Source organism: Hydrocarboniphaga sp., from assembly GCF_028291725.1.
Taxonomy (GTDB): domain Bacteria; phylum Pseudomonadota; class Gammaproteobacteria; order Nevskiales; family Nevskiaceae; genus Hydrocarboniphaga.
Window position 1 is genome coordinate 17,725 of sequence record NZ_JAQGNT010000080.1, and the last position, 26,224, is coordinate 43,948.

The 26,224-nt window shown below is 64.7% G+C and carries 22 protein-coding genes and 1 tRNA gene; 18 read left to right on the top strand and 5 right to left on the bottom strand.

Features of this window, described 5'->3' with window-relative positions; genetic code table 11:
- Nucleotides 1-8: 8 nt before the first annotated feature.
- The 7 genes from JWQ90_RS21215 (at nucleotide 9) to JWQ90_RS21245 (ending at nucleotide 9,078) form a co-directional block, all read left to right on the top strand.
- The gene (locus JWQ90_RS21215; RefSeq protein ID WP_299696991.1) at nucleotides 9-1,343 is read left to right on the top strand and encodes a TldD/PmbA family protein; all 1,335 of its coding nucleotides are present in this window, start codon (nucleotides 9-11) and stop codon (nucleotides 1,341-1,343) included.
- A gap of 104 nt (nucleotides 1,344-1,447) precedes the next feature.
- On the top strand, nucleotides 1,448-2,152 hold the full coding sequence (locus JWQ90_RS21220) for a DUF4159 domain-containing protein (RefSeq protein ID WP_299696992.1): 705 nt from the start codon (nucleotides 1,448-1,450) through the stop codon (nucleotides 2,150-2,152).
- A 27-nt stretch (nucleotides 2,153-2,179) separates the two neighbouring features.
- On the top strand, nucleotides 2,180-3,175 hold the full coding sequence (locus tag JWQ90_RS21225; RefSeq protein ID WP_299696993.1) for a MoxR family ATPase: 996 nt from the start codon (nucleotides 2,180-2,182) through the stop codon (nucleotides 3,173-3,175).
- A 140-nt stretch (nucleotides 3,176-3,315) separates the two neighbouring features.
- Nucleotides 3,316-4,203 carry a DUF58 domain-containing protein gene (locus JWQ90_RS21230; protein WP_299696994.1) on the top strand — a complete coding sequence of 296 codons (888 nt, stop codon included), beginning with the start codon at nucleotides 3,316-3,318 and terminating at the stop codon, nucleotides 4,201-4,203.
- Nucleotides 4,200-5,255, top strand: coding sequence for a BatA domain-containing protein (locus tag JWQ90_RS21235; protein WP_299696995.1), 1,056 nt, complete (start codon nucleotides 4,200-4,202; stop codon nucleotides 5,253-5,255). The genes JWQ90_RS21230 and JWQ90_RS21235 overlap by 4 nt, the downstream gene beginning before the upstream one ends.
- Entirely contained in the window at nucleotides 5,252-7,375 is a 2,124-nt protein-coding gene (locus tag JWQ90_RS21240) for a DUF4175 family protein (protein ID WP_299696996.1), read from the top strand. The genes JWQ90_RS21235 and JWQ90_RS21240 overlap by 4 nt, the downstream gene beginning before the upstream one ends.
- Entirely contained in the window at nucleotides 7,372-9,078 is a 1,707-nt protein-coding gene (locus JWQ90_RS21245; RefSeq protein WP_299696997.1) for a hypothetical protein, read from the top strand. The genes JWQ90_RS21240 and JWQ90_RS21245 overlap by 4 nt, the downstream gene beginning before the upstream one ends.
- A gap of 104 nt (nucleotides 9,079-9,182) precedes the next feature.
- On the opposite strand, the gene JWQ90_RS21250 is transcribed toward JWQ90_RS21245, so the two are convergent.
- Nucleotides 9,183-10,076, bottom strand: coding sequence for an alpha/beta hydrolase (locus JWQ90_RS21250; protein WP_299696998.1), 894 nt, complete (start codon nucleotides 10,074-10,076; stop codon nucleotides 9,183-9,185).
- 106 nt (nucleotides 10,077-10,182) lie between these two features.
- Between JWQ90_RS21250 and JWQ90_RS21255 the strand changes: the two genes are divergently transcribed.
- Nucleotides 10,183-10,259 (top strand) — tRNA-Met (locus JWQ90_RS21255).
- Nucleotides 10,260-10,507: 248 nt separating this feature from the next.
- On the opposite strand, the gene JWQ90_RS21260 is transcribed toward JWQ90_RS21255, so the two are convergent.
- From JWQ90_RS21260 to JWQ90_RS21270, 3 genes are all read right to left on the bottom strand, one after another.
- Nucleotides 10,508-11,788, bottom strand: coding sequence for a type II toxin-antitoxin system HipA family toxin (locus tag JWQ90_RS21260; protein WP_299696999.1), 1,281 nt, complete (start codon nucleotides 11,786-11,788; stop codon nucleotides 10,508-10,510).
- A 42-nt stretch (nucleotides 11,789-11,830) separates the two neighbouring features.
- On the bottom strand, nucleotides 11,831-12,091 hold the full coding sequence (locus JWQ90_RS21265; RefSeq protein ID WP_299697000.1) for a helix-turn-helix domain-containing protein: 261 nt from the start codon (nucleotides 12,089-12,091) through the stop codon (nucleotides 11,831-11,833).
- Between the two features lie 204 nt (nucleotides 12,092-12,295).
- A complete protein-coding gene (locus JWQ90_RS21270) occupies nucleotides 12,296-13,273 on the bottom strand; it encodes an aldo/keto reductase (RefSeq protein ID WP_299697001.1) in 978 nt (325 codons plus the stop codon).
- A gap of 120 nt (nucleotides 13,274-13,393) precedes the next feature.
- On the opposite strand from JWQ90_RS21270, the gene JWQ90_RS21275 reads away from it, so the two are divergent.
- From JWQ90_RS21275 to JWQ90_RS21285, 3 genes are all read left to right on the top strand, one after another.
- Entirely contained in the window at nucleotides 13,394-14,290 is an 897-nt protein-coding gene (locus JWQ90_RS21275; RefSeq protein ID WP_299697002.1) for a LysR family transcriptional regulator, read from the top strand.
- A gap of 183 nt (nucleotides 14,291-14,473) precedes the next feature.
- Nucleotides 14,474-16,399: an adenine deaminase C-terminal domain-containing protein gene (locus JWQ90_RS21280; protein WP_299697003.1), complete on the top strand. Its 1,926-nt coding sequence runs from the start codon at nucleotides 14,474-14,476 to the stop codon at nucleotides 16,397-16,399.
- A 5-nt stretch (nucleotides 16,400-16,404) separates the two neighbouring features.
- Nucleotides 16,405-17,562: a HupE/UreJ family protein gene (locus JWQ90_RS21285; protein WP_299697004.1), complete on the top strand. Its 1,158-nt coding sequence runs from the start codon at nucleotides 16,405-16,407 to the stop codon at nucleotides 17,560-17,562.
- Between the two features lie 11 nt (nucleotides 17,563-17,573).
- Here the strand turns inward: JWQ90_RS21285 and JWQ90_RS21290 are convergent, their stop codons facing one another.
- On the bottom strand, nucleotides 17,574-18,908 hold the full coding sequence (locus JWQ90_RS21290) for an MFS transporter (protein ID WP_299697005.1): 1,335 nt from the start codon (nucleotides 18,906-18,908) through the stop codon (nucleotides 17,574-17,576).
- Between the two features lie 151 nt (nucleotides 18,909-19,059).
- On the opposite strand from JWQ90_RS21290, the gene cyoA reads away from it, so the two are divergent.
- From cyoA to JWQ90_RS21325, 7 genes are all read left to right on the top strand, one after another.
- On the top strand, nucleotides 19,060-20,157 hold the full coding sequence (gene cyoA / locus JWQ90_RS21295; RefSeq protein WP_299697006.1) for a ubiquinol oxidase subunit II: 1,098 nt from the start codon (nucleotides 19,060-19,062) through the stop codon (nucleotides 20,155-20,157).
- A 44-nt stretch (nucleotides 20,158-20,201) separates the two neighbouring features.
- The gene (cyoB, locus tag JWQ90_RS21300) at nucleotides 20,202-22,205 is read left to right on the top strand and encodes a cytochrome o ubiquinol oxidase subunit I (RefSeq protein WP_366919561.1); all 2,004 of its coding nucleotides are present in this window, start codon (nucleotides 20,202-20,204) and stop codon (nucleotides 22,203-22,205) included.
- 28 nt (nucleotides 22,206-22,233) lie between these two features.
- Nucleotides 22,234-22,842 carry a cytochrome o ubiquinol oxidase subunit III gene (cyoC, locus tag JWQ90_RS21305; RefSeq protein WP_299697007.1) on the top strand — a complete coding sequence of 203 codons (609 nt, stop codon included), beginning with the start codon at nucleotides 22,234-22,236 and terminating at the stop codon, nucleotides 22,840-22,842.
- The gene (gene cyoD / locus JWQ90_RS21310; RefSeq protein WP_299697008.1) at nucleotides 22,839-23,240 is read left to right on the top strand and encodes a cytochrome o ubiquinol oxidase subunit IV; all 402 of its coding nucleotides are present in this window, start codon (nucleotides 22,839-22,841) and stop codon (nucleotides 23,238-23,240) included. Before cyoC ends, cyoD begins: the two co-directional genes overlap by 4 nt.
- On the top strand, nucleotides 23,240-23,965 hold the full coding sequence (locus JWQ90_RS21315) for an SURF1 family protein (RefSeq protein WP_299697009.1): 726 nt from the start codon (nucleotides 23,240-23,242) through the stop codon (nucleotides 23,963-23,965). Before cyoD ends, JWQ90_RS21315 begins: the two co-directional genes overlap by 1 nt.
- Before the next feature lie 88 nt (nucleotides 23,966-24,053).
- Nucleotides 24,054-25,415: an ATP-binding protein gene (locus JWQ90_RS21320; protein ID WP_366919562.1), complete on the top strand. Its 1,362-nt coding sequence runs from the start codon at nucleotides 24,054-24,056 to the stop codon at nucleotides 25,413-25,415.
- Nucleotides 25,408-25,962: a response regulator transcription factor gene (locus JWQ90_RS21325; RefSeq protein WP_299697011.1), complete on the top strand. Its 555-nt coding sequence runs from the start codon at nucleotides 25,408-25,410 to the stop codon at nucleotides 25,960-25,962. Before JWQ90_RS21320 ends, JWQ90_RS21325 begins: the two co-directional genes overlap by 8 nt.
- Nucleotides 25,963-26,224: the final 262 nt, after the last annotated feature.

Genomic DNA, 26,224 nt, shown 5'->3' on the forward strand with positions numbered 1-26,224 from the left:
GAAACCCAATGACACTATTTACCGAGCAGGAAGCCAAGATGCTCCTGCAGAAAGTGATCAAGCTGTCCAAGGCCGAGGAATGCTCGGCCCAGCTGGACGGCTCGATCGAAGGCAACATCCGTTTCGCTCGCAACAGCGTGAGCACCAGCGGCATCATCAACAACGCCGTACTGGGCGTGCAGGTGGCGTTCGGCAAGCGGGTCGGCACCGCGACCATCAACGAGTTCGACGATGCATCGCTGGCGCGCGTGGTCAAGCGCGCCGAAGAGCTGGCCAGGCTCGCGCCGGACAACCCCGAGTTCGTTCCGGCCATCGCCAAGCAGACCTACAAGCCCACCGACACCTTCGTCGACGCAACGGCCGCGATCACTCCGGAGCTGCGCGCGCAGGTCGCGGCCGACTGCATCACGCCGTGCAAGGCCAGCAAGCTGGTGGCCGCGGGTTACCTGTCGGACAACCAGAGCTTTTCGGCGATCGCCAACGGCAATGGCAATTTCGGCTATCAGAAGTACACGGCTTCGGACTTCACCTGCACCGTGCGCACTGAAGACGGCCGCGGTTCAGGCTGGGTCGCTCGAAATCTCGCCGACGTTTCCAAATTCGACGCGAAGAGCGAAATCCAGATCGCGATGGACAAGGCCGCGCGCTCGGCCGAGGCCAAGGCGCTGGAGCCAGGCAAGTACACGGTGATTCTCGAACCGGCCGCGAGCGCCGGCCTGGTGTCGTTCATGATGAACAGCTTCGACGCACGCCAGGCCGACGAAGGTCGTAGTTTTCTGACCAAGAAGGGCGGCGGCAACAAGGTAGGCGAGAAGGTCTTCGACGAGCGTGTGACCATGTATGCCGACCCGGCGGATGCCGGCAGCGCGGTGATTCCCTGGGACGAAGACGGCCTGCCTCGCGAGAAAATGCCGATCGTCACCAAGGGCGTCGTCGACTACCTGCAGTATTCGCGTTTCTGGGCCAAGAAGCAGGGCAAAAAGGCCGTTGGCCAGCCCGGCAACCTGATCATGGTCGGCGGCGACAAGTCGACGATGGATCTGGTCAAGACCACCAAGAAAGGCGTGCTGGTCACGCGCACCTGGTACATCCGCATGGTCGATCCGCAGACCGTGCTGCTGACCGGCCTGACGCGCGACGGCACGTTCTACATCGAAAACGGCGAGATCAAGTATCCGATCAAGAATTTCCGCTTCAATGAGTCGCCGGTGATCATGCTCAACAACGTCGAGGAGTTCGGCAAGCCGGTGCGTGTGGCCGACGACGAATCGCCGTTCGTGATGATGATCCCGCCGATGAAGCTGCGCGAATTCACGTTCTCGTCGCTGTCGGACGCGGTGTAGGTTCACGGTGTAGGTTGGGGTGAGCGCAGCGAACCCCAACATCAGCGCGGACGACTGTTGGGGTTCGCTGCGCTCACCCCAACCTACGGTTTCACCCGAAATAAATGACACGCTCAGGATTTCTCAAAACGCTGGCCGCTGCTGTCGCGATCGGTGCTCTACCCAAAGCCTACGCCCAGACACCGCCCGCGGCCGTCTACGACTTCTGGTTCACCCGCCTGATGTACGAATCCGGCGACTGGGACGTGGATGCGCGCATGCCGTCGAACATGGCGGACGCCTTGCTGCAGTACACGACGCTGCGTGTCGATCCGACCGAGCACGTTCTGCCGCTGGCTGATAAACGCATGCTCGCCGCGCCGTTCTGCTACCTCACCGGCCACAAGCTGGTCGAGTTCAACAATGAGGAGCGCGCCAACTTCACCCGCTACGTCAACAATGGCGGATTCGTGCTGGTGGACGACTGCAACCACGACATCGACGGCCTGTTCGCCAAATCCTTCGAAGCCGAAATGGCCTCGATCTTCGGCGCGGAGTCCTTGCAGAAGCTGCCCAAGGATCATCCGATTTTCAGCAGCTTCTTCAAGTTCGACAAACCGCCCGCGACCGGTTTCGAGTTGAACGGTTGGGGCGACGATCTGGTCCATGAGTATCTGAAGGGCATCGTCATCAACGGCCGCCTCGGTGTGCTCTACAGCAACAAGGACTACGGCTGCGAATGGGATTTCGACTGGCGCAACAAGCGTTTCCAGGGCGAAGACCTGACCAAGTTCGCGGTCAACGTCGTCACCTATGCCCTTACTTCCTGAGTTCCTTTTTCTGTGAATAAAGCCGCGATGAATCCTGCGATCAACGAAGACAGCGTCCGCCAGCAACTCGCCAAGCTCGCCGCGGTGCGCAGCGCGATCGGCCAGGCCATCGTCGGCCAGCATGAGACCGTGGAGCAGCTGCTGATCGGCTTGCTCGCGGGCGGCCACTGCCTGCTCGAGGGCGTGCCAGGTCTGGGCAAAACTTTGCTGGTGCGCACGCTCGGCCAGGCTCTGAAGCTGAGCTTCCGCCGCGTGCAGTTCACGCCCGACCTGATGCCCAGCGACATTCTCGGCACCGAAATCCTGGAGGAGGATCACGGCACCGGCAAACGCTATTTCAAGTTCCAGCAGGGCCCGGTATTCACCAACCTGCTGCTCGCCGACGAACTCAACCGCACGCCGCCCAAGACCCAGGCCGCACTGCTCGAGGCGATGCAGGAGCACACGGTCAGCTACGCCGGCACCACGTATCCGCTGCCGGAACCGTTCTTCGTGCTGGCCACGCAGAACCCGCTGGAGAACGCCGGCACCTATCCGCTGCCGGAAGCGCAGCTCGATCGTTTTCTGCTGCACGTGCGCGTCGATTATCCGAGCGAGAGCGAGGAGCAGGCGATCATTACCCAGACCACCGGCGGTAGCAGCGCCAAGGTCGAGGCGGTGATGGACGGTGACGAGGTGCTGGCGCTGCAGAAGCTGACGCGCGAGGTGCATATCGGCGACGACGTGCTGGCCTGGATCACGCGCCTGGTCCGCTCGACGCGTCCGCAGACCTCCGCCGTCAATGAAGTCCGCGAGTGGGTGCGCTGGGGCGCCGGCCCGCGTGCCGGCCAGTCGCTGGTGCTCGCGTCGAAAGCGCGCGCGCTGCTGCATGGCCGCTTCGCCGCCACGCGTGACGACGTGCAGGCGCTGGCGGCGCCCGTGATGCGTCACCGCCTGCTGTTGTCTTTCGCCGCCGAGGCCGAGCGCCGCTCCACCGACGATGTCGTCGCTGCGCTGTTGCGCAGCGTGCCGTATCCGGCCTGATGCCCGGGCTGCACTTGCGAGCGCCGCTTGATTCGCGGACCTGTAGGAGCGGACCTTGTCCGCGATTCCCGGGGTTCGCGCGAACGGGAAGAATCGCGGACAAGGTCCGCTCCTACAGTTCGTGTCCGTAGCGTGGTGACATGACGTCTGCCGCTCAACTGATCCCCCCTGACGTCTACGCACGCCTCTCCGGCCTGCGCCTGCTTGCGCGCCTGGCGACCGGGCAGGGCATCGGTTCGCACAACAGCCGTGCGCGCGGTGCCGGCCTCGAGTTCGCGCAATACCGCGCCTACGAACCGGGTGACGAACCGCGCCGCGTCGACTGGAAGCTGTATGCGCGCTCCGACCGTTTCTTCGTGCGCGAGGCCGAGCGTGACAGCCCGCTGACGGTCTGGGTGATCGTCGACGCCAGCGCATCGATGGCGCAAGTCGATAGTCAGGCGCCGGAGCGCAGCCGGATCACGGCCGCACGCACGATTGCCGCCTGTATCGCCGAACTGGCGCTACGCCAGAACGATCGCTTCGGTCTGGCCATCGCCGGCGGTGCCGGCTTGACCGTGGTGGATGCCGCCTACGGCCGGCGTCAGCGCGACCGCATCGATTTCGAGTTGCGGCATGTCCAACCCAAAGGCCTGTTTCCAGCGGCCGGTGCGCTGCGTCCGGTCTGGGAAAAGATCGCGCCTGCGGCGCTCGTGCTGATGATTTCAGACGGCTTCGAAGAAGGCGTGACCGCGCTCGCCGAAAAACTCGCCGCCGCGCAGCGCGAAGTCGCCGTGGTCCGTGTGTTGACCGCGGACGAACGCGACTTCCGCTTCGAAGGCAGCCCGCGCTTCCGTGATCCGGAGTCGGCGGGCGATCAGCGTCGTGTCGATGCGGTGGCGGCGCGTGACGAGTTCCTGCAGCGCTTCGGCGCGGCGCGCAGCGAGCTGCGTCGGCGGCTTGCGGCTGCCGGCGTGCGGCTCGAGGAACACGTCACCGATGAGGCGGCCGACGGCCTGCTGCGTCGTCTGCTGCGCGAGTCCGCATGATCGGACTGCTCGCACCGCTGGGTCTTGCGGGACTGGCGGCGCTGGCGCTGCCGCTGCTGATTCATCTACTGCGCCGGCCCGAGGATCGAGTCGTGCTGTTTGCGGCCTGGCGTTATCTGGCGGAGCCGGCGCGTCCGCGCGAGCGCCTGCAATTGCGGCACTGGCTGCTGCTCGCCTTGCGTCTGTTGCTGATCGCGGCGCTCGCGCTGCTGTTGTCGCAGGCGATCTGGCGCAGTCAGCACGAGGCCGTATCGGCGACGACGGTGTTGTGGCCCGGCGTCGAGTCCGCCGCTGCGCCGGCGACTCCGGATCATCCCGTGCATCAGCTGGGGCCGGACGCGCCGGCCAGCCAGTTGCGGCAGATCGACGCCGAGCTTCCTGCAGGCGCGGCGCTGACCGTGATCGTGCCGGAAATCGTCGCGGGCCTGGACGCCGAGCGGCTGCGATTGAGGCCTGAGCTGCATTGGAAGATCGTGCCGGGCGAGACACCGGCCGCCGATCAGCCGGCGCCGCTGAAAATCAGCATTCGCGGCGACGGCGCAGACCAGGCCGAGTCGGCGACGGTGCAGGCGCTGCTGCAAGCCTGGCAATCGCAGGGCCGCGCTATCGAGATCGAAGCCGCCGCGCAGGATGTGGCATTAAAGCCTGACACCGGACTGTTGTTCTGGCTCGGCGGCAGGCCCACGCCGGCCGTCGAACGCTGGATCGCGCAAGGCGGACGCGCGCTGCTGTCGCGTCAGGCCGACGCGGTCGCCAGCGACGCGATCTGGTCCATACAGACGCAAGGCCGCGGCCGCAGTGTGCGCCTGGCCGCGGCCTTCGATGCGACTCGTGTGGCCGCGCTGCGCGAGCCGCAGATTCCCGCGCAGCTCGCCGCGCTGCTGCTGCCGGAGCCGATGGTGGATCGCGCCGCATCGGCCGCCGTCGCGCCGCTGGCCGGTGCGCCGTCCGGCAAGGCGCCGGGGCGCTCGCTCGATACGATCCTCGCGCTGATCGCGGCGCTGCTGTTCGCGGCGGAGCGCTTGTGGGCCGCGAGCTTGCAGCGCCGATGAGCGACACGGCCCTGGAATCTCGACTGAATCGGGCGCGGCGCGCTGCCGTGCTGCGCGCCGTGCTGATCCAGAAGGCGCTGGTCTTGCCGCCGCTGGCCGGCGCCGTGGCGCTGGTATCGCGCTGGAGCCTCGGCGCGGCCGCTGTGTTGGCGGCGTTCGCCCTGATCGTGATCGCCGCGCTGTTGTGGCGCAGCTTGCGCCGCTACGACGATGCCTGGCTCGCCCGACGACTCAACGCACTGCGCGCCGATCTGGACGACAGCGCCGAACTGATCTGGGATACCCGCGCCGGTTCGACGCTGCAGCAGCTGCAGCGCGAGCGTGTGCGCGAACGCCTCGCCGGCGCTGATCTGCCCGATCTGCGTCCACCGTGGCCGCGCAGACGCCTGGTTTTCTGCGCGCTGGCCGGCATCGCGCTCGGCGTGCTCGCGCTGCTGCAGCCCTGGCAGGGATTGTCGCTGCCGCGCTCCGGCGGCGTGGATTCATCGAAGACGCCGGCCGGAATCGACGCAAGGCTCGAGATCACGCCGCCGGCTTATACCGGCGTCGATAAATCGGTCGAGCATTCGCTGGAAGCGCGCATGCCGGAGAACAGCCGGCTCCAATGGAGCCTGGGCTTTGCCACGCAGCCGTCGGCCGTCGCGCTGATATTCCATGACGGCTCGCGTCTGGATCTCGCCAGCAGCAGCGGCCGCTGGATCGCGTCGAAGACCATCACCGCTTCGGCGCTGTACCGCATCGAAACAAAGGGCATCGCCGCCGACGACACGCTGTACCGGCTCGACGCGATCCCCGATCGTGCGCCGGAAATCACCGTGCGCGCGCCCGACAAGACACTCAGCGTGCTCGACGCCGCGCAGCCGCAGTGGCAGCTGATTTTCGAGGCGCGCGACGACTACGGCCTGAACCAGGCCGAGCTGTCGATCTCGCTCGCACAGGGCTCCGGCGAAAGCATCAAGCTCACGCAGCAGACGCAGCTACTGCAAGGCGAGGGCACGGCGCGCGAGCGCCGCTACCAGCAGACGCTCGACCTGGGCAAGCTCGGCTTTGCACAGGGCGACGACCTGATCGTGCGGCTCAGCGTGACCGACAAACGCCAGCCCGAGCCGAACCGCGCGCGCAGCGCGAGCTTCATCCTGCGCTGGCCGCCCGAGCCGAGTTCCGAGAGTGCCGGCATGGAGGGCCTGGTGCGGCAGACGATGCCGGCGTATTTCCGCAGCCAGCGCCAGATCGTGATGGACACCGAGGCGCTGATCGCCGGGCGCGGCGATCTGTCGGCGCAGGCCTTCGAGAAACGCTCCGACGAGATCGGCGTGGATCAGAAGCTGATGCGCCTGCGTTACGGCCAGTTTCTGGGCGAAGAAGCCGAAGGCGGTGGCGGCGAGCATCATCACGAAGACCCGCACGCCGCGCAGTCCGAGCCCGGACACGCCGAAGCACCGGGGCAGGATCGGCACGAGCACGAAGCGGTTCAACCGGGGGAACCCAAGCCGGGCTCCGATCTGGAGATCCTCCACGAGTTCGGCCACGCCCACGACATCAAGGAGGCCGCGACTCTGCTCGACGATGCGACCAAGGCGCTGCTGCGTACCGCGCTGAACGAGATGTGGGACGCGGAAGGCCAGTTGCGCACGGCACAGCCGGACGCGGCGCTGCCGCATGAGTACCGGGCGCTGGAGGCGATCAAGCAGGTGCAGCAGTCCACGCGCATTTACCTGGCGCGGGTCGGCCAGGATCTGCCGCAGGTCGACATGACGCGCCGCCTGACTGGCGAGCGCGCCGGCCTCAGCGATCCGCCGCCGCCGGCCGCTGCGGCCGCAACCCCGGCCAGCGCACCGCAGGCCGCGTGGCAGGCGCTCGAGCGCGGCCAGGCACCGGACGTGGACGCGCTGCAAGCCTGGCTGCGCGAGCACGCATCCGAGGCGCCCGACTCGCTGGCACTGATCCGCGAAGCCGAGCGCCTGCGTCGCGACCCGGCCTGCGCCGAGTGCCGCGCCGCGCTCGGCGCGCAGCTGTGGCCGCTGTTGCCGCCGCCGGGCACGGCCCTGCAGCCGCGCGGTCTGCCGGATGCGCAAGGGGCCAGCTATCTGCAGGCCTTGCCGGCGGAGCCGGTACGATGACGGCGACGCAGATCATCATCGGCGTGATCATTGCGGTCGTGGCCTTGATTGCGGCCTGGCGTTGCGCACGCGCGCAGCGCTCGCTGTTGTGGCGTGCGCTGTTGCCCCTGCTGCAGCTGGCGGCGGCGCTCGCATTCTGGCTGCTGTTGTTCCCTCCCGAGACGGCTTTGCGGCTGGATGCGCTGACGGTGCTGACGCCGGGCGCGAGCGAGCCGCAGCTGGCGTCCCTGCCGATCGCACAGCGGGCGATCGCGCTGCCGGGCTCCGATGCGCCGTCCTCGGTCGAGCGGGCGCCCGATCTGGCGACTGCTCTGCGTGAGCATCCGTCGACGCTCTCGATCACCGTGATCGGCCGCGGCCTGCCGCCGCGCGACTTGAATGCGGTGGGTGCTCGAGGCCTGAGTTTCGATGCCGCCGCGCCTCAGGGCATCGTCGAACTCGATGCCGCGGCGCAGGCCGCGGTCGGCACCCAATGGACCCTGCGTGGCCGCGCCGCCGGCAGCGCGACGCAGGTGCAGTTGCGCGACGTCTCCGGAGCGGTTGTCGATCATGCGGGCGTCGGCAGGGGCGGCGCCTTCGTGCTGTCGGCCATCGGCCGAGCCGCCGGGCCGGCTTTGTTCAAACTGCAGGCGCTGGACAAGGAGCAGAGCGTCGTCGACCAGGCCGGCGTGCCGGTGGTGTTCCGCGGCGGCGCGGCGCTGAGCATGCTGCTACGCGCCGCCGGCCCCGATCCGGATCAGAAATACTGGCGCCGCTGGGCCCGCGATGCCGGCGTGAAACTGTCGGCGACCATCGCGCTGTCGGACGGTTTGATGCTGCGCGACGGCGACGTGGTGCTCGATGCCGCCGCGCTGGCAGCGACCGATCTGCTGGTGCTCGACGAGCGCAGCTGGGCGGCGCTTAGCGCCGACGAGAAGGCCGCTGTGCTGGGCGCGGTCGATCAGGGCCTCGGCCTGCTGTTGCGTGTGACCGGAGCGGTCGAGGCTGCGGTTGCAGCGGAATGGGCGCAGCTCGGTCTGCCGCTGATCCCTACGGACGCGGCGGGCAGTGTCAGCCTCGATCGGCTACTCGGCCTGCGGGAGCCTCTGCCGCTGAGCGCGGCGCCGGCGAAGTTCGGCGAGCGCGCTCAGGCCTTCATCCGCGCTGACGACGGCGAGGCGCTCGCCGCCTGGAGCGCCCGCGGCCAGGGCCGCATCGGCGCCTTGCTGCTGATCGACAGCTTCCGCTTGATGCTGCAAGGCGAGGGCGGCCGCTACGCTGGGCTATGGGGCGGCATCGTCGGCCAGCTGGCGCGGCCGCGCGCACAGCTGCAGCCACCGCCGCTGCCGCTGCAGGCCTGGGTGGATGAGCGTCAGACGCTGTGCCAGCTCGGCGAAGACGCGCATCTGTTCGATGCGGCGCAGCAGGAACAGACCCTGCTGATCGAGCACGGTTGCGCCGCATTCTGGCCGCAGCTTTCGGGCTGGTACGGCTTGCGTACCGCGACCGGCAGCTGGCCGTTCTACGTGCGCGCTGCGGACGACGCGGTGGGCCTGCGCGCGGCACGCGACAGCGCTGCCACGCAGGCGCTGGTCGCGGACGCCGCCGATGCAGCCAGCGTGCAGGGCCTCGTCCCGATGCCGCGTTGGCCGTTCTTCATCGCCTGGTTGCTGCTGGCCGCATTGATCTGGTGGCGCGAGCGCCGCGCGCTGCAAGCGGACTGAGCGCGGTCACAAGACGTCATCCGCTCTTTCGCGGGAATGACGAGCTAAACCCCGTTCCTCCCGAGTAGCCGCAACGCGGCGTATCGAGGGACACACAGCCGCGATCAAACCGGCACATGCCGCTGCAAAAACTCCAGCTGATCCGCAATCGTCCGCTCGAACGCGGCCCCGAGATAAATATCGAAGTGCCCGATCGGGTAACGCTTCACCTCCCCCCGCGGAGCCTGCTTCGCATACCGCAGCGTCGGCCCTGCCGGCGCGACGCTGTCGGTATCGCAGACCGCAAACAGGATCGGACACTGCACCCGCCTGGCATAGCGCCCCGGCGCCAGCAATGGAATGTGCAGCGCGATGCGCGCCGCGACCTCGCGCTCGTGCTCGAAGCCCTTCGGCACCAGCGTGTAGTAGCCGGGCTCTGCGTCGGCGGCGTTCATCAGCGCGGTCGCGCCCGGCGGCCCGGCCAGCGGCACCATCACCGGCGCGCGGCCGGCTAACGCGGCGGCCGCGTCGCGCAAGGCGAGGGCAGTCAGGCGCGCCAAGGCCGGCAGCCCCAGCGTCATTGCCGAGGCGATGCCATTGGTGAACGGGCACTGCGAGATCGCCGCCGCCACGCGCGGATCGCGCGCCGCCGCGACGATCACATGGCCGCCGCCGAACGAGCTGCCGAACAGCGCCACCCGATCCGGATCGACGCCGCGCAGTTCGCTCACACAGGCGATCGCGGCAGCCCAGTCCTGCTGCTGACGGTCGAAATCGAGCAGCTGCCGCGGCTCGCCGCCGCTGGCGCCGAAGTAGCGGTAGTCGAACGCCAGCACGACATAGCCGGCCTGGGCGAACCGCGCGGCATAAGCGTCCAGCCCCATCTCCTTGACCGCGCCCAGGCCATGGCCCAGCACCACAGCCGGCCGGCGGCCGCGGACCCCGACGGGCCGGTAGAGCCAGGCGGCACACTCGGTTTCGCCTGAAGCAAAGCGCAGATCGCTACGTTTGAAGTCCATGGTGTCCCTGGCAGCAGCCCGGAGTGGGCATTGGAATCGATCCGGGCTTTTACCTGACCCCGCCCATCGTCTATCATGCGCGCCCCACGCCAGTGGGTCCCAGGTTGGTGATGTAGCTCAGACGGTTAGAGCGCGGCACTCATAATGCTGAGGTCGGTGGTTCGATTCCACTCATCACCACCAATTTCTCCTCACTATTCAACGACTTATAAGCGGCTTTCTTGGCCGACACGGACCGCACCAAAAGCACTGCGGGGCTTTTGTGGGGGCTGGGAGCCGAAATCTTCTCCACAGCCGCCAACAAATTTCCAATCTCGGCCGCCGAGTAGTGACTCGTAATGCGATTGGATTTGTGCCCCAGCAAGTCCTGCCTGTCCTCGAACGAAACGCCCTCAGATCTCAGTCGCCGACCGAAGGTAGCGGTGTAACAATTACTGAGAAGCCAGCCTGTCTCGCGAGAGCTTGAGCCCGTCGATGATCGAGTCCGCCACTGCGCCAGGAAAGCCACTCGGGATTTTTTTTGAGGCCTTTTCTATTGCCGGATTCGTTTGCTGAATGAGCTCGTCTCTGAGGCTCTGGTAGGCCGCTACCATCCCACATCGCTTGGCCGTTTCTTGCCAATGCCGCGGCTGGATCGAATGCCACAGGTAGTGTCGATTCTTGCCCTCAACGGCCATCGCCATCTTGGCTTTGTGCGGGGAGATATTCCCCTTGCTTGTCCCCAATACGGGGAAGGCAGACAGCACGTCATAGCGGGGAGTCAACCGATAACTTCCGCCGGCCTCTATGAAGACACTGAAGTTCTTGGCATGGCCGTCGATCGCGCAGAGCATCCAGAAGAGCATCTGTGTTTTCAGGAAATCGTAGCGATCCTGCTCGGCCTGCGATGAGCCCAGCAGCATGCTCATGATCGGCTGAATTCCTGGGCCGCCGTCGGATTCGTACTTGCGATCGCTCGGCACTCCAACCGCCTGACAGAAATCCTCCTGCGGCAGCCGGATAATCCAGCTTCCGTCGGCGGCTCGCTTTCGGTCAAAGCGTTCCACGGCCAGTACCTTTTGCTCGCCAAAGCGATCCATCCAGCATTCGGCGACCGGCACGCCGTAGGTTTTGAGGATCTGGGCGCAGAGCCATTCGTTTTCAACCGACGTCGTCAGGTCATTGCCGCCGCCTCCGGTGCCGATCGGAAGCTTCAAGATATGCGTGCTCGGTGTTGTGCCTCTTGGGCGCCGCCATTGTTCACCGAACTTGAGCAGCGCTGTCTTCTCCTGGGCACCTGCCAGCGAGATGCGGAAGTCTTCATTTTCATCGGCACGCCCGATGGGTGCCGCCAGCATCGCGATCAACAGATCCTCGATCTGCTGATCGGTGATCGGTTCACTCTCGAGGGTTTTGATGTCTGGAACCGGCGCGCCGTCGGGCAGGATCTGGATGGCGCCGACGCAATCCCGGCCGATCTCCGACAGCAGATCGAAGCTTCCGTAAGAGCGGGCTCCAAAACGCCGCTGCAGGCGCTCTCGAACGCGGTGGTTATCCGGTAGCAGATTGTCGAAGTACGCCGCGACCGCATCACCCCGATGGGGGGTGGGTCGTAGCGGCATTGAAAGCGAAATCGGCCGCGCGGCGTCGGAAGTCAGCCATTCGCGCGAGTAGCCGAATTCATCCGGCTTGCCCGGCCGGACGGACCAGTTACCGACATGCTCGCCATTCATCCAAATGCCGAGCGACCTCAGTGTCGATGGCCGTGCCATCGCTTACCACTCCCTTTGATTTTTCTTCGGGACCGAGGCGGTATCTCCATTCCGGTCGCGTAACACTAGCTCTAGCTGCAACGCCGACAACAGTTTGTAGAGCGTCTCGACGCTGGTGCGCGCGGCATCGGACTCAACGACCGAAACCGTGCTTTGCTTCAGACCCACCTTGGTCCCGGCCGCCTGCTGGGTCAGCTTCCGCTCGATGCGACAGCTTTTCAGAATCTGCCCGAGCTGCTCGGGTGTTCTCGCGACATAATCCACGTTTATCTCCCATGGGGGATAAACGATTTATATCCCTCTAAGGGTATAATGTCAATTTATACCTCATAGGGGATGAAAAATCGATGGCCTCGGCAGAAAATCGTGCGGGACATTTTTGGAGTTTTTGGCGGTGCGCTCAGAACGTAAGCTTGCGCGTCTGCATTGGTGCTGCTCCTTCAGCAAGAGGGCTACGTTGATGCATGTTCAGTGATCGATGGCGGCCATGACCTGTTCTTCGTGGCGCTCGCCGGCCGCCGGAGTGAGGTTGTTCAGGCGCTCGATCTGCCCGGCACTCAGTCTCACGCCATCGGCGGCCGTGTTCTCCTCGACGCGGGCGACCCGCTTGGTGCCGGGGATCGGTGCGACGTCGTCGCCCTGCGCGAGCAGCCAAGCCAGGGCGATCTGTGCCGGCGTCGCTCCGACCTCGGCGGCAACGGCCGTGACCTCGTGGACGATGCGCAGGTTGCGCCGGAAGTTCTCGCCGGTGAACCGCGGGTTGGTTTTGCGCCAATCGTTGTCGGCGAGTTGATCGGGCGAGTGGATCTCGCCGGTGAGGAAGCCGTGGCCGAGCGGCGAATAAGGGACGAAGCCGATACCCAACTCACGCAACAGGGGCAGCAACTCGGCCTCCGGGTCGCGGGTCCACAGGGAGTACTCGGTCTGCAGCGCGGCGACCGGGTGCACCGCGTGGGCCCGACGGATCGTGACGGGGCCGGCCTCGGACAGTCCGATATGGCGGACTTTGCCTTCGGCGACCAGCCTTCCCAGCGCACCGACGGTGTCTTCAATGGGGGTCTTGGGATCGACGCGATGCTGGTAGTAGAGGTCGATGTAGTCGGTGCCGAGCCGCTTCAGGGAGCCCTCGACCGCGGTGCGAATGTTCGCGGGGGTGCTATCGAGCACGCCGGTGCCGCCACCGGCGTGCGAGACGAGTCCGAACTTCGTCGCCAGCACGACTTGGTCGCGATGGCCCTTGATAGCCCGGCCAACCAGTTCCTCGTTGACGTAGGGGCCGTAGATTTCGGCGGTGTCGACGTGGGTGACGCCCAGGTCCAACGCGCGGTGGATGGTGCGAATCGACTCAGCCTCGCTGCCCTGCCCGACGTTGTAGTAGCCGGCCATCGACATGGCGCCGAGCCCTATGCGGGAAACCTTGAGGCCTCCGATCGAGATGTATTTCATGGTTGTGGCTCCGTTCTCTGAATGACTGGTTGCGTGCTTCTGGTGTCGGAAAGCGTAGTGGGTGCCGTGCCGTTTGATTAGGGGTCACAATCGGCATGGACACATGAGAAAGGTTCATGAATGCGCGCCACCCTCACTGACCTCGTTGCGTTCGTCACGGTTGCGCGCGAGAGCAGCTTCACCCGGGCCGCCAAGAAGCTGGGCGTCTCGCAGTCGGCGGTGAGCCACACGATCCGCGGCCTGGAGACACGGCTCGGGATGCGGCTGCTGACGCGTACGACACGCAGCGTTTCCACGATGGAAGCGGGCGATCGCTTGCTGCAATCGGTGGGACCGCACTTCGAGGAAATCGAGGCCGGGCTCGCGGCGGTGACTGCGCTGGGGGACAAGCCCGCGGGTACCCTCCGCATCACGACGTCATTACATCCGGCTGAAACGATCCTGTGGCCGGCGCTCGTGAAATTCCTTCCGCGCTATCCGGACGTGAAGGTTGAAATCAGCGTCGACACGGCATTGACCGATATTGCCGCGCAGCGCTTCGACGCAGGTGTTCGCCTTGGCGAACAAGTCGCCCAGGGCATGATCGCAGTCCCCATCGGACCGGACCTGCGGATGGCCGCCGTGGCTGCGCCGTCGTACCTGGCGAAGCGAGCAGCGCCGAGCACGCCGCGCGACCTGACGGAACACAACTTCATCAACATGCGCGTGCCGACTTATGGCGGCCTGTATGCGTGGGAGTTCGAGAAGAACCGTCGCGAACTCAAGGTGCGCGTCGACGGCCAGTTGACGTTCAACGACGCTCGCCAGGCCGTTGAGGCTGCGCTGGCCGGCTTCGGAATCGCATACGTGTTCGAGGACCAAGTCACGTCGTACCTGAAAGCAGGTCGCCTGAAGCGCGTGCTGGAGGACTGGTGTCCGCCGTTCCCGGGCTATCACCTCTACTACCCCAGTCGGCGCTATGCCTCGCCGGCATTCCCGCTGCTGGTTGATGCGCTGCGCTACCGACCTGCCTCATAGCCGGCAGGCACGGGCTGACTGCTTTTGGGTCGGAGCACGCCGGTGAGCAGAAATCGGCGACGGCAGCTTCTAATGCAGTCGTTCAGCGGGACATCGGGAGACCTTTGCTCGCGGCACCGTGGTGTCACGGCCGGGTACGCATATTGCCTCCAGCAGCCGACCTCGACCCGACGGAGTAGGACAATGCAGTTCCCGGCTTATGTTGGGGCAGGCGCCGCTGCCGTGATGCTGTGCCTCTGCGCTTGCCGCGAACAATCCAGCGCGCCGCCACCACCGGATAAAGCCGCGGCGCATGTGTTCAACGACGAGACGCGCATCCGGCAGCAGCTGGTGCAGGTGGCGATGGCGCGCGAGCCGGCGGACCTGATATTGCGCGGCGCGACCGTGCTCAATGTCGTCACCCGCGAATGGATGCCGGCGCAGGACATCGTCATCAAGGGGCAGCGCATCGCCTGGGTCGGCGATGAGGGCGGCTGGCCCGGCCAGGCGGTGGAGGTGGTGGACGCCCATGGCGAATGGGCGGTGCCGGGTTTCGGCGAATCGCACAAGCACATCGAGAGCACTTACCTGACGCCCGAGTACGAGGCGGCGCTGGTGATACCGCGTGGCAATACCTGGACGGTGGAGGATTCGCACGAGATTTCCAACGTCGTCGGCGAGCACGACGTCGACTTCTGGCTGCGCGCCGAGCGCGCCGGCAGCCCGCTGAAGATTTTTCCGTCGATTGGCTCGGCCACGCCGCCGACGGTCTACGAGCATGGCGGTGGTTACTACGGCTATCGCGAGATGTCGGCCTTCATGGAGTCCGACCCGCGCGTGATTTCGCTAGGCGAGGTGATGGATTGGCCGGCCGTCAGCAATCCGGACAACGGAGCGCACCAGCGCATCTGGGAAATGATCGAGGCCACGCGTGACCATGACGGCGTAATCGAGGGGCATGGTGGTGGCCTGGTCGCGGCGCCGGAGATCAATGCTTTCGCTGCCGCCGGCCTGTCTTCGGATCACGAGGCGCGGCTGCCGCAGGAGGCGCTGGACAAGCTGCGTCGCGGCATCTTCATCGAATCACGCGTGGATCTGACCCGCGAGCTGGTGCCGCTGCTGCTGAAGACGGGCCTGCAGGACTGGTCGAACCTGTCCGTCACCACGGACGACCGCGACGTGCATGCGACGCTGCAGCTGGGCTCGATGGACTACAACATCCGCACCGCGATCGAAGCCGGGCTTGCGCCCGAGATTGCCTACCAGCTCGGCAGCTACAACACCGCGCGGCATTTCCACATCGAGCACCTGGTCGGCTCGATCTCGCCCGGCCGCTACGCCGACGTGGTGCTGCTCAATGATCCCAAGACGGTGGCGATCAAGCGCGTATATGCCAACGGCAAGCTCGCCGGCAGAGGCGGCGACTACCTGCTGCCGATCCCGAAGATCGACTATCCCGAATGGGCGCTGCAGACGATCAACATCGGCCGCGAGCTGAGCGCCGCGGACTTCCGCATCGCCGCGCCCGCCGGCCGCAAGGACGTGAACGTGGCGCTGATGGAGCCGTTCTGGTTTGCGCCGGACTTCATCACCGATCATCTGCCGGTGCAGCCGGACGGCAGCGTCGTCGCCGATCCGGCGCGCGGCATCATCAAGGTGGCGATGGTGGACCGTTATCACGGAACCGCCGCGGTATCGAAAATGTTCTGGCGCGGCGTCGGCCCGAAAACCCCGGGTTCGGCACTGGCCAGCTCGCAGTCTCACGATCTGCACAACATCTGGGCGGCCGGCAACGACGACGCGGCGATTGCGCTGGCGGTCAACACGATCGCCGGCATGCACGGCGGATGGGCGCTGGTCAGCGGCGGCAAAGTGGTCGCCAAGGTCCGGCTCGACATCGGCGGCCTGATGACCGCGCGGCCGGTGCAGGAAGTCGCCGCCGAGATGGAGCAGCTGCACCAGGCCGCCGATGCGATGGACTGGATCGGCAACCCCGGCCTGCCGGATCGCATGCGCTTCGCGTTTCTGACGGCGTCGCCGTGGAAGTGGCAGCTGGTGGCGCCTTACGAGGGCAATGCCGGCGGCTTCGTCAACGTGGTCACCGGCCAGACTCACGACGTGCTCTGGTAGCGGCGGTGCGCAGGCGGCCGGCATTCGGGCTCGCGGCGCTGCTGCTGTGCGTGCTCGCCACGCCGGTGCAGGCGCATCTGCTCAATATGACGCGGGTCCAGGTGGACGTCGGTGCCGACGACCAGGTTGCAGTGAGCGCGTCGCTGGATCTGACGCGCGAAGCCGGTGGCGGAGCCGAGTACTACCGGCTGAGCCGGAGTCCGTCACCGCTGACCGACTCTGGATTGCAGCCGCGGCTGAGTGCTCTGGCTGTCGCGCTGCAGCTGAGGCTCGATGGCGCGCTGATCCCGCTGCGGGTGACCGGAGTGCGCTTGCCTCAACTGCCGGAGTCGGATTTTCTGAGCCCGGTGGCCTGGCCAATGACCGATATCACGCTGGTCGGCACGCTGCCGCCGGGCGCGGCGCTCGGCAGCGGCAGCCTGCAGATGCGCTTCGATCCGGCGTTCCGCTTCGAGGAGCCGATTGCGCTGACGCTGCAGCTGGGCAGCAGCGGGCGGCGCATGACGCGCTGGCTGGTGGCCGGACAGCTGAGCCCCAGCTTGCCGCTGCGCGCGCCGACGTCGGGCGAGGCGGCGGAATCAGCGGCCGGCAGCGAGCCGGTTTTGAGCGGGCTGTGGCGATACCTGGTCTTCGGCTTCGAGCACATCCTGCCGCGCGGGCTGGATCACATGCTGTTCGTGATCGGCCTGTATCTCGGCACGCGGCGCTTGCGCACGCTGCTGATGCTGGTGACCAGTTTCACGGTCGCGCACTCGGCGACGCTGATCCTGGCGAGCTTCGGCGCGCTGCGCTTGCCGGCTTCGGTGGTGGAGCCGCTGATCACGCTGTCCATCGTCTGGATCGGCCTGGAGAACCTGCTGTCGGAGCGCGTGCGTGCGTGGCGCGTCGCGCTGGTCTTCGCGTTCGGCTTGCTGCACGGCCTGGGCTTCGCCGCTGCACTGAAGGAGCTGGGCTTGCCGCAGTCCAACTTCCTGGCGACGCTGCTGAGCTTCAATCTGGGTGTGGAGTTCGGCCAGCTGGCGGTGATCGGGCTGGCCCTGCTGCTGACCGGCTGGTCGCGCCAGCATTCCGGCTACCGCCGCTACTTCGTGATCCCCGGCTCCCTGACGATCGCGATGCTGGCGCTGGTCTGGACCGTACTGCGGCTACGCTCCGCGGGCTGATTCGTGCCCGGCTATTCGCCGTCGCGCCGCTCTTCCAGGCTGCGATTGACGCGCAGCGCCAACAACGTGCCGATCGCGCCGGAGAGCAGGTACAGGCCGACATAGCCGACGCCGAAGTGCGAGGCGATGCCGAGCGCCACCAGCGGCGCGAAACCGGCGCCCAGCAGCCAGCCGAGATCCGAGGTCAGCACCGCGCCGCTATAACGGTAGCGGCTGGCGAAGCTGGAATTGACCGCGCCAGCAGCCTGCGCATGGGTGAAGCCGAGCAGCGCGAAGCCGACCAGGATGAAGGTGTAGGCACCGGCCGTGGTGCCTTGCGAGAACAGCGGCAGCATGCCGGCCAGGCTGAAGATCGCGATCAGTACCGCGCCGACCCCCAGCGTGGTGCGCCGGCCGAGCCGGTCGGCGATCTTGCCCGAGGCCAGCATGGTCAGCACCGAGATGCCGGCGCCCGCGAGCTGCACCAGCAGGTACTCGGTGACCGACTCCTGGGTAAACAGCGTGACCCAGGACAGCGGGAAGATCGTGACCAGGTGGAACAGCGCGTAGCTGGCCAGCGGCGCCAGCGCGCCGAGCAGGATATTGCCGCCCTGGGTGCGGAACAGCTCGCCAAGCGGCGAGGGCACCAGCTCCTTGGCTTTCAGCAGTTCGCTGAACTCCGGCGTCACCACCAGGCGCAGTCGCGCGAACAGCGCGACCACGTTGATCGCGAACGCCACGTAGAACGGATAGCGCCAGCCCCAGGACATGAAGTCTGCTGTCGACAGGCTCGAGATCAGGAACACGAACAAGCCTGCGGCCAGCATGAAGCCCAGCGGCGCGCCAAGCTGCGGGATCATCGCGTACCAGCCGCGATGCTTTTGCGGCGCGTTCAGCGCCAGCAGCGAGGGCAGGCCGTCCCAGCTGCCGCCAAGCGCGATGCCCTGGGCGATGCGGAACAGCGCCAGCAGGATGATCGAATACTGGCCCAGATCGGCATAGCTCGGCAGAAAAGCGGTGCCTGCGGTCGCCGTGCCGAGCATGAACAGCGCGATGGTCAGCTTGGCGCCGCGGCCGTAGCGGTCGTGGATCACCCGGAACAGCAGCGAGCCGATCGGCCGCGCGATGAACGCCAGCGAGAAGATCGTGAACGAGTACAGCGTCGCGTCCATCGGCGAGGCGAACGGGAAGCACAGTGCCGGGAACACCAGCACCGAGGCGATGCCGTAGACGAAGAAGTCGAAGAACTCGGAGATGCGGCCGATGATCACGCCGATCGCAATCTCGCTGGGTGCGACGCGGACGGCCACAGCGGTCGAGTTGCGATCCGTACCGTCTATCTGGGCATCTGAATGGGCGGTAGACATCCTGCTCCGGGCCTGTATGGTTGGCGTGCAGCTTTGCGAGGGCCGAACAGTCGCACGGTCCGCGCCTGGCGACGATAGGACAAAACGTCCAATCGCGCTTATCCGGTCGGGTGCTTAAAGTCGCGGCTCCCCGGGTTCAATACGATACGCCATGTTCGTCCGAGTCCTGCGCAAGGTACTGCTGCTTACGCTGGCCACTTTGATGGCCGGGTGCAATGCCGTCGTGCTGCATCCCTTTGGCGACATCGCGATCCAGCAGCGCAATCTGGTCGTCGCGTCCACGGTGCTGATGCTGCTGGTGATCGTGCCGGTGATCGTGCTGACCTTCGTCTTCGCCTGGCGCTACCGCCAGTCGAATACCGAGGCGGTGTACGAGCCCGACTGGCACCATTCCACCGCGCTGGAGCTGATCATCTGGTCGGCGCCGCTGCTGATCGTCATCGCGCTCGGCGCACTGACCTGGATCGGCACCCATACTCTGGACCCGTACCGGCCGTTGGATCGTATCGACGCCTCGCGCCCGGTCACGGCGGACATGAAGCCGCTGAAGGTGCAGGTGGTCGCGCTCGACTGGAAATGGCTGTTCATCTACCCGGACTACGGCGTCGCCACGGTCAACGAGCTGGCGGCGCCGGTCGATGTGCCGATCAACTTCCAGATCACCGCGTCGACGGTGATGAACTCGTTCTACATCCCGGCGCTGGCCGGCCAGATCTACGCCATGCCGGGCATGGAAACGCGCCTGCACGCGGTGATCAACCAGGCGGGCGACTATGAAGGCTTCTCGGCCAATTACAGCGGCGCCGGTTTCTCGGGCATGCGCTTTCGCTTCAAGGGCATGAGCGGCGACGACTTTGACCGCTGGGTGGCGCGCGTCAAGGTCGGCGGCAGCGCGCTGCAGCGCGACGCCTATATGCAGCTCGAGAAGCCCAGCGAGCGCGAGCCGGTACATTACTTTGCGACCGCAACGGCCGGGCTCTACGACAAGATCCTGAACATGTGCGTCGATCCGAGCAAGATGTGCATGAGCGACATGATGAAGATCGATGCCAAGGGCGGCCTCGGCATGGAGAGCGTCTACAACATCTCGCGCCTGGCCTATGACAAGCCGCGCAGACGCGATCAGGCGGCGATAAGCACGCCACGCCGCGAGTACGTTACCGCGCTGTGTGCCTCCGACCCTGAAGTCGTCCTGTCATCCGTTGTCGTGCCGGCGCCGAGCGAAGTCTCGGCCCGTTTCGCGCCCTGACTTGCATGCGCCGCGCACGCTGACCGGCATTCGAGAAATCATCGATGGACCAACGCTCTGAACTGATGCACACCCTTTTCGGTCGCCTGAGCTGGGAGGCCGTGCCGCTGCATGAGCCGATCCTGCTGATCACATTCATCGTCACGGCGATTCTCGGCATGAGCCTGCTTGGCTACATCAGCTACGCGCGCAAGTGGAGCTACCTGTACCACGAGTGGTTCTGCAGCATCGATCACAAGAAGATCGGCATGATGTACATCGTGCTCGGCCTGGTGATGCTGCTGCGCGGCTTCGCCGACGCGATCATGATGCGCATGCAGCAGGCGATGTCCTTCGGCGATTCGGTGGGTTATCTGCCGCCGCACCACTACGACCAGATCTTTACTGCGCACGGCGTGATCATGATCTTCTTCGTCGCGATGCCGCTGGTCACCGGCCTGATGAACTACGTGGTGCCGCTGCAGATCGGTGCGCGCGATGTCGCGTTTCCTTTCCTGAACAATTTCAGCTTCTGGATGACCGCCGCCGGCGCGGTGCTGGTGATGATGTCGCTGTTCGTCGGTGAGTTCGCACGCACCGGCTGGCTTGCGTATCCGCCGCTGTCTGGGCCCGCTTACAGCCCGGATGTCGGGGTCGACTACTACATATGGTCGCTGCAGATCGCCGGCGTCGGGACATTGTTATCCGGCGTCAATCTGCTGGCGACGATCATCAAGATGCGCGCGCCCGGCATGGGCCTGATGAAGATGCCGATCTTCACCTGGACCGCGCTGTGCACCAACGTGCTGATCGTCGCCGCGTTCCCGGTGCTGACCGCGGTGCTGGTGCTGCTGTCGCTGGATCGTTATGCGGGGATGAACTTCTTCAGCAACGATTTCGGCGGCAACGCGATGATGTACGTGAACCTGATCTGGATCTGGGGCCACCCAGAGGTCTATATCCTGATCCTGCCGGTGTTCGGCGTGTTCTCGGAAGTGGTGTCCACGTTCAGCGGCAAGCGCCTGTTCGGCTATGCGTCGATGGTCTACGCCACGGTCGTGATCACGATCCTGTCGTACCTGGTGTGGCTGCATCACTTCTTTACGATGGGCTCGGGCGCCAGCGTCAACTCGTTTTTTGGCATCACGACGATGATCATCTCGATCCCGACCGGCGCGAAGATGTTCAACTGGCTGTTCACGATGTACCGCGGCCGCATCCGCTTCGAAGTGCCGATGCTATGGACGATGGGCTTCATGTTCACTTTCGTGATCGGCGGCATGACCGGCGTGCTGCTGGCGGTGCCGCCGGCCGATTTCGTGCTGCACAACTCGCTGTTCCTGGTCGCGCACTTTCACAACGTGATTATCGGCGGCGTGGTGTTCGGCGTGTTCGCCGGCATCAACTTCTGGTTCCCAAAGGCCACCGGCTTCAAGCTCGATCCGTTCTGGGGCAAGGTCTCGTTCTGGTTCTGGCTGAGCGGCTTCTGGTTCGCGTTCATGCCGCTGTACGTGCTGGGCCTGATGGGCGTCACGCGGCGCCTGAGCCACTTCGAAGATCCGAGCTTGCAGATCTGGTTCCAGATCGCTGCGTTCGGCGCCTTGCTGATCCTGTTCGGCATCATCGCGATGCTGGTGCAGATCGTCGTCAGCATCCGCAATCGCGAGGCGCTGCGCGATCACACCGGCGATCCCTGGAATGGCCGCACGCTGGAATGGTCGACCTCGTCGCCGCCGCCGGCTTACAACTTTGCGTTCACACCGAACGTCCATGAGCAGGATGCCTGGTGGGACATGAAGGCGCGCGGCTCGCAGCGCCCAACCGCGGGCTTCATCCCGATCCACATGCCGAAAAACACGGCGGCCGGCCTGGTGCTGGCAGGCATCGCAATGATCTGCGGCTTTGCCCTGATCTGGCATATTTGGTGGCTTGCCGGAGTGTCCTTTGCTTGCCTGATCGGCGGCGCGATTTATCACAGCTTCAACTACGATCGCGATTTCCACATTCCAGCAGACGAAGTGAGAGTGGTTGAGAACCAACGTAGCCGCCAGCTGGCGCTACAGGCCTGATCCGATGGCACACACTGGAACCCATGCAATGAGCGCCGACGAGGCGATCAGCTACTACGATATGAAGGGCGAGCATCATCCGGAAAACGGAACGATGCTCGGCTTCTGGCTGTACCTGATGAGCGACTGCCTGGTCTTCGCGGTGCTGTTCGCGATGTACGGCGTGCTCGGCGGTAACTACGCTGCAGGCCCGGGTCCGAAAGAACTGTTCGAACTGCCCGTTGTTGCGGTCAATACCTCGATGCTGCTGTTCTCGTCGATTACCTACGGTTTTGCGATGCTCGAGATGGCGCGCAACCGCAAGAGCGCAACGCTGAGCTGGCTGGCGATCACGGGCCTGTTTGGAGCAGCCTTCGTCGGCCTGGAGCTGCATGAGTTCGCTCACCTGATCTCTGAAGGCGCGGTCCCGCAGCGCAGCGCCTTCCTGTCGAGTTTCTTTACGCTGGTCGGCACGCACGGCCTGCACGTGAGCTTCGGTATCGTCTGGCTGGTGACGTTGATGGTGCAAGTGGGCAAGGGCGGGCTGACGGTCGAGAATCGCCGGCGCCTGAGCTGCCTGAGCCTGTTCTGGCACTTTCTCGACGTCGTATGGATCGGCGTCTTCACCTTCGTCTATCTGATGGGAGTGCTGCGATGAGCGCTGCGCACGACGAACACGACGCGAGGCATGTACACGGCCACGACCGTGGCCACGGCGAAGCTGAGGCGCACGGTTCTTTCAAGGCCTATATGACCGGCTTTGTGCTGTCGGTAGTGCTGACTGCAATCCCATTCTGGCTGGTGATGGGTGGCGTGATCGCCGACAAGCAGGTGACGACCCTGATCATCATGGCCTTCGCGGTCGTGCAGATCTTCGTGCACATGATTTACTTCCTGCACATGAATACGAGTTCGGAAGGCGGCTGGAATATGCTCGCTCTGATCTTCACGCTGGTGCTCGTCGTGATTACCTTGAGCGGATCGTTGTGGGTTATGTATCACATGAATGCCAATATGATGCCGATGTCTGTGCACGACATGCGCAATATGCCCTGATGAGCAAGCCGACCGACGAGGCGGCGCCGTGTTCAGTGGTCGGCTTCGTGTTGCTGAGCGTGCTGGTGCTGTTTTTGTTCGCCGGGTTTTTTATGCTCGGCACTTGGCAGTTTCAACGCCGGGCCTGGAAGCTGGATTTGATCCAGCGTGTCGAGCAGAGAGTGCACGCGGTTCCGGTTTCGGCGCCGGGTATCGATGTCTGGGCAGACATCGATACCGACGATGAATATCGGCACGTGGCGGCGGTTGGCGAATACCTGCGCGACCGTGGTGTGTTCGTACAGGCGGTCACCGAGTCCGGCCCGGGCTATTGGCTGCTGACGCCGCTGCAGACTCGCGACGGCTTTGTCGTGCTGATCAATCGCGGATTCGTCGAGAAAGCGATCTTCACTGGCGAGTCTTCTCAAGGTGAGGTCAGGGTTGCCGGTCTGCTGCGTCTGACCGAACCCAAGGGCGGCTTCCTTCGGCGTAACGATCCCGCTGCGAATCGCTGGTTTTCGCGCGATGTCGCGGCGATCGCATCCGCAGCGAACCTGCCGGCGAAGGACGTTGCTCCGTACTTCATCGACGCCGACGCCGGTCCGCGGTCGGCCGGTGACCCGGTCGGCGGCATGACCGTCATAAGCTTTCACAACAGCCACCTGGTCTACGCGATCACCTGGTACGGCCTGGCGCTGATGACGGCTGTCGCCGCTTACCGGCTGCTGCGCTCCCGTAAGCGCTAACGCCTTCACAAGTCCGCCATCCCCGCGTTCGCGGGAATGACGTCAGCCGGGCTTTACCGACGCTACGCCGTCGTCCACGATGCGCGCCATGCAACCCAGCTCCGCCACCGATCTGACTCGTCGTCCCGGGCAATCCCTGAATGCCTCGTCCGGCGAAACCGTCGGCCAGCAAAACATGCTGCAGTTGATCCAGCTGCGTTGGATCGCGGTCATCGGCCAGGTTCTGACGATCGCCTACGTCAGCCTCGTGTTCAAGATCGAATTGCCGCTGATCGCGATGTCGGCGGTGCTGTGCTTTCTGGTGGGGCTCAATCTCTTCAGCTTATATCGCCCGCGCGAGGTCGGGGATGTGCGCAATGGCGCGTTGCTGACCGCGCTGCTTCTCGACGTCGCCGCGCTCACGGCTCTGCTTTACATGAGCGGTGGGGCGACCAATCCTTTTGTGTTCCTGTATTTGCTGCAGGTGGCCATCGGCGCCGTGTTGCTCGAAGCCTGGTCGACCTGGACGATGGTTGTCGTCACCAGTCTGTGTTTCGCGTTCCTGATGCGCTTCTATATGCCGCTGGACATGCGTCCATCCGATGCCGATGAACTGTTCCATCTGCATGTTATCGGCATGCTGATTTGCTTTGCTCTCGATGTCGGTCTGCTGGTCGTGTTCATGACACGCATCAATCGGATACTTCGCGGGCGCGATGCGCGGCTCGCGGATCTACGCCAGCGTGCCGCCGAGGAAGATCATATCGTGCGCATGGGTCTGCTCGCTTCCGGCGCCGCGCATGAACTCGGCACGCCGCTGGCGACACTGTCGGTGATTCTCGGTGACTGGCGCCGCATGTCCGTGTTCCGCGGCGATCCTGAACTTCTGCAGGAACTTGGGGACATGCAGGCCGAGGTGCAGCGCTGCAAGACCATCGTCACCGGCATCCTGTTGTCGGCCGGTGAAGCGCGCGGCGAGTCGCCGGCTGTGACGACGATCGGCAGCTTTCTGGACGAGCTGGTCGAGGAGTGGCGCAGCACGCGGCCGGTTGTTGCGTTCGATTACGACTATGAGAATGACCGTGACGGCGCGCACGATGCCTATGAGAACTTTCCGATCGTTTCGGATTCGGCGCTAAAGCAGGTGATCTGCACGGTGCTCGACAATGCTTTGGAGAGTTCGCCGCTGTGGGTCGGCCTGTCGACCTGGTGCAGCGAGGGAATGTTGTCGCTGGCCGTGCGCGATCGAGGGCCCGGCTTTGAGCCTGAGATGCTAGCGCAGATCGGTAAGCCTTATCAGTCGAGCAAGGGCAGGCCGGGTGGTGGTCTGGGCTTGTTCCTGGTGGTTAACGTGGTGCGCAAACTCGGCGGCAACGTCAGTGCGGAGAATGCCTTTATCGGCGGCGGCGCGGTCGTCACGCTGAACTTGCCGCTGGCGGCACTATCGATCGAGCGCACGCAGAATGTCTGACGAGAGTCCACCTGGCCAGGTTGAGCGGCTGCTGCTAATCGTCGAAGACGATGCTGCTTTCGCCAGAACTTTGAAGCGATCCTTCGAGCGTCGTGACTATCGAGTCCTGCTCGCTGTAAACGCCAAAGCAGCGCAAGACCTGCTGCAGACCACCAGACCCGGCTACGCGGTCGTCGATCTCAAGCTCGGCATGGATTCCGGATTGAGTGTCGTGCAGGCCTTGCATCAGCACGACGCGCAAATGCTGATCGTGGTTCTGACCGGCTTTGCCAGCATTGCCACCGCGGTGGAGGCGATCAAGCTCGGTGCTTGCAACTATCTGGTGAAGCCTTCCAATACCGACGACATCGAGGCCGCCTTTACTCGCGGGCCCAGCGAAATGGAAGTGCCGCTGGCGGCGCGATCGACGTCGATCAAGACGCTGGAATGGGAGCGTATCCACGAGACGCTGGCCGAGACCGGCTTCAACATCTCCGAAACCGCACGGCGGCTGGGCATGCATAGACGCACTTTGGCTCGCAAATTGGGCAAACGCTGGGTACCTTGAGCAAAAAACAATCGGCAGTGCCATTTGGCCTGCTCAAACGGCGTCCAAAATCTGTCGTCAAAGAAAAATAAAGACGATATTAATCAGTAAGTTGTCAATTGGGCGGGAGATGCCTGTTGACGCTTCTATGAATGTCCGTACAATTCGCCTCCCCAGTGACGGCGTCTTGACTCCTTGAGTCGGTGCTAACACTCTGATCTTTAAAAGAATAAGCAAGTGATTTGTGTGGATGCTTCTGGGTTACGTGGCGAGGGCCATAGTG

Bases quoted from the DNA above. Each gene is read 5' to 3' on its own strand.
- JWQ90_RS21215 (WP_299696991.1), top strand. From the start codon at position 9: ATGACACTATTTACCGAGCAGGAAGCCAAGATGCTCCTGCAGAAAGTG.
- JWQ90_RS21220 (WP_299696992.1), top strand. From the start codon at position 1,448: ATGACACGCTCAGGATTTCTCAAAACGCTGGCCGCTGCTGTCGCGATC.
- JWQ90_RS21225 (WP_299696993.1), top strand. From the start codon at position 2,180: ATGAATCCTGCGATCAACGAAGACAGCGTCCGCCAGCAACTCGCCAAG.
- JWQ90_RS21230 (WP_299696994.1), top strand. From the start codon at position 3,316: ATGACGTCTGCCGCTCAACTGATCCCCCCTGACGTCTACGCACGCCTC.
- JWQ90_RS21235 (WP_299696995.1), top strand. From the start codon at position 4,200: ATGATCGGACTGCTCGCACCGCTGGGTCTTGCGGGACTGGCGGCGCTG.
- JWQ90_RS21240 (WP_299696996.1), top strand. From the start codon at position 5,252: ATGAGCGACACGGCCCTGGAATCTCGACTGAATCGGGCGCGGCGCGCT.
- JWQ90_RS21245 (WP_299696997.1), top strand. From the start codon at position 7,372: ATGACGGCGACGCAGATCATCATCGGCGTGATCATTGCGGTCGTGGCC.
- JWQ90_RS21250 (WP_299696998.1), bottom strand. From the start codon at position 10,076: ATGGACTTCAAACGTAGCGATCTGCGCTTTGCTTCAGGCGAAACCGAG.
- JWQ90_RS21260 (WP_299696999.1), bottom strand. From the start codon at position 11,788: ATGAATGGCGAGCATGTCGGTAACTGGTCCGTCCGGCCGGGCAAGCCG.
- JWQ90_RS21270 (WP_299697001.1), bottom strand. From the start codon at position 13,273: ATGAAATACATCTCGATCGGAGGCCTCAAGGTTTCCCGCATAGGGCTC.
- JWQ90_RS21275 (WP_299697002.1), top strand. From the start codon at position 13,394: ATGCGCGCCACCCTCACTGACCTCGTTGCGTTCGTCACGGTTGCGCGC.
- JWQ90_RS21280 (WP_299697003.1), top strand. From the start codon at position 14,474: ATGCAGTTCCCGGCTTATGTTGGGGCAGGCGCCGCTGCCGTGATGCTG.
- JWQ90_RS21290 (WP_299697005.1), bottom strand. From the start codon at position 18,908: ATGTCTACCGCCCATTCAGATGCCCAGATAGACGGTACGGATCGCAAC.
- cyoA (WP_299697006.1), top strand. From the start codon at position 19,060: ATGTTCGTCCGAGTCCTGCGCAAGGTACTGCTGCTTACGCTGGCCACT.
- cyoB (WP_366919561.1), top strand. From the start codon at position 20,202: ATGGACCAACGCTCTGAACTGATGCACACCCTTTTCGGTCGCCTGAGC.
- cyoC (WP_299697007.1), top strand. From the start codon at position 22,234: ATGAGCGCCGACGAGGCGATCAGCTACTACGATATGAAGGGCGAGCAT.
- cyoD (WP_299697008.1), top strand. From the start codon at position 22,839: ATGAGCGCTGCGCACGACGAACACGACGCGAGGCATGTACACGGCCAC.
- JWQ90_RS21315 (WP_299697009.1), top strand. From the start codon at position 23,240: ATGAGCAAGCCGACCGACGAGGCGGCGCCGTGTTCAGTGGTCGGCTTC.
- JWQ90_RS21320 (WP_366919562.1), top strand. From the start codon at position 24,054: ATGCAACCCAGCTCCGCCACCGATCTGACTCGTCGTCCCGGGCAATCC.
- JWQ90_RS21325 (WP_299697011.1), top strand. From the start codon at position 25,408: ATGTCTGACGAGAGTCCACCTGGCCAGGTTGAGCGGCTGCTGCTAATC.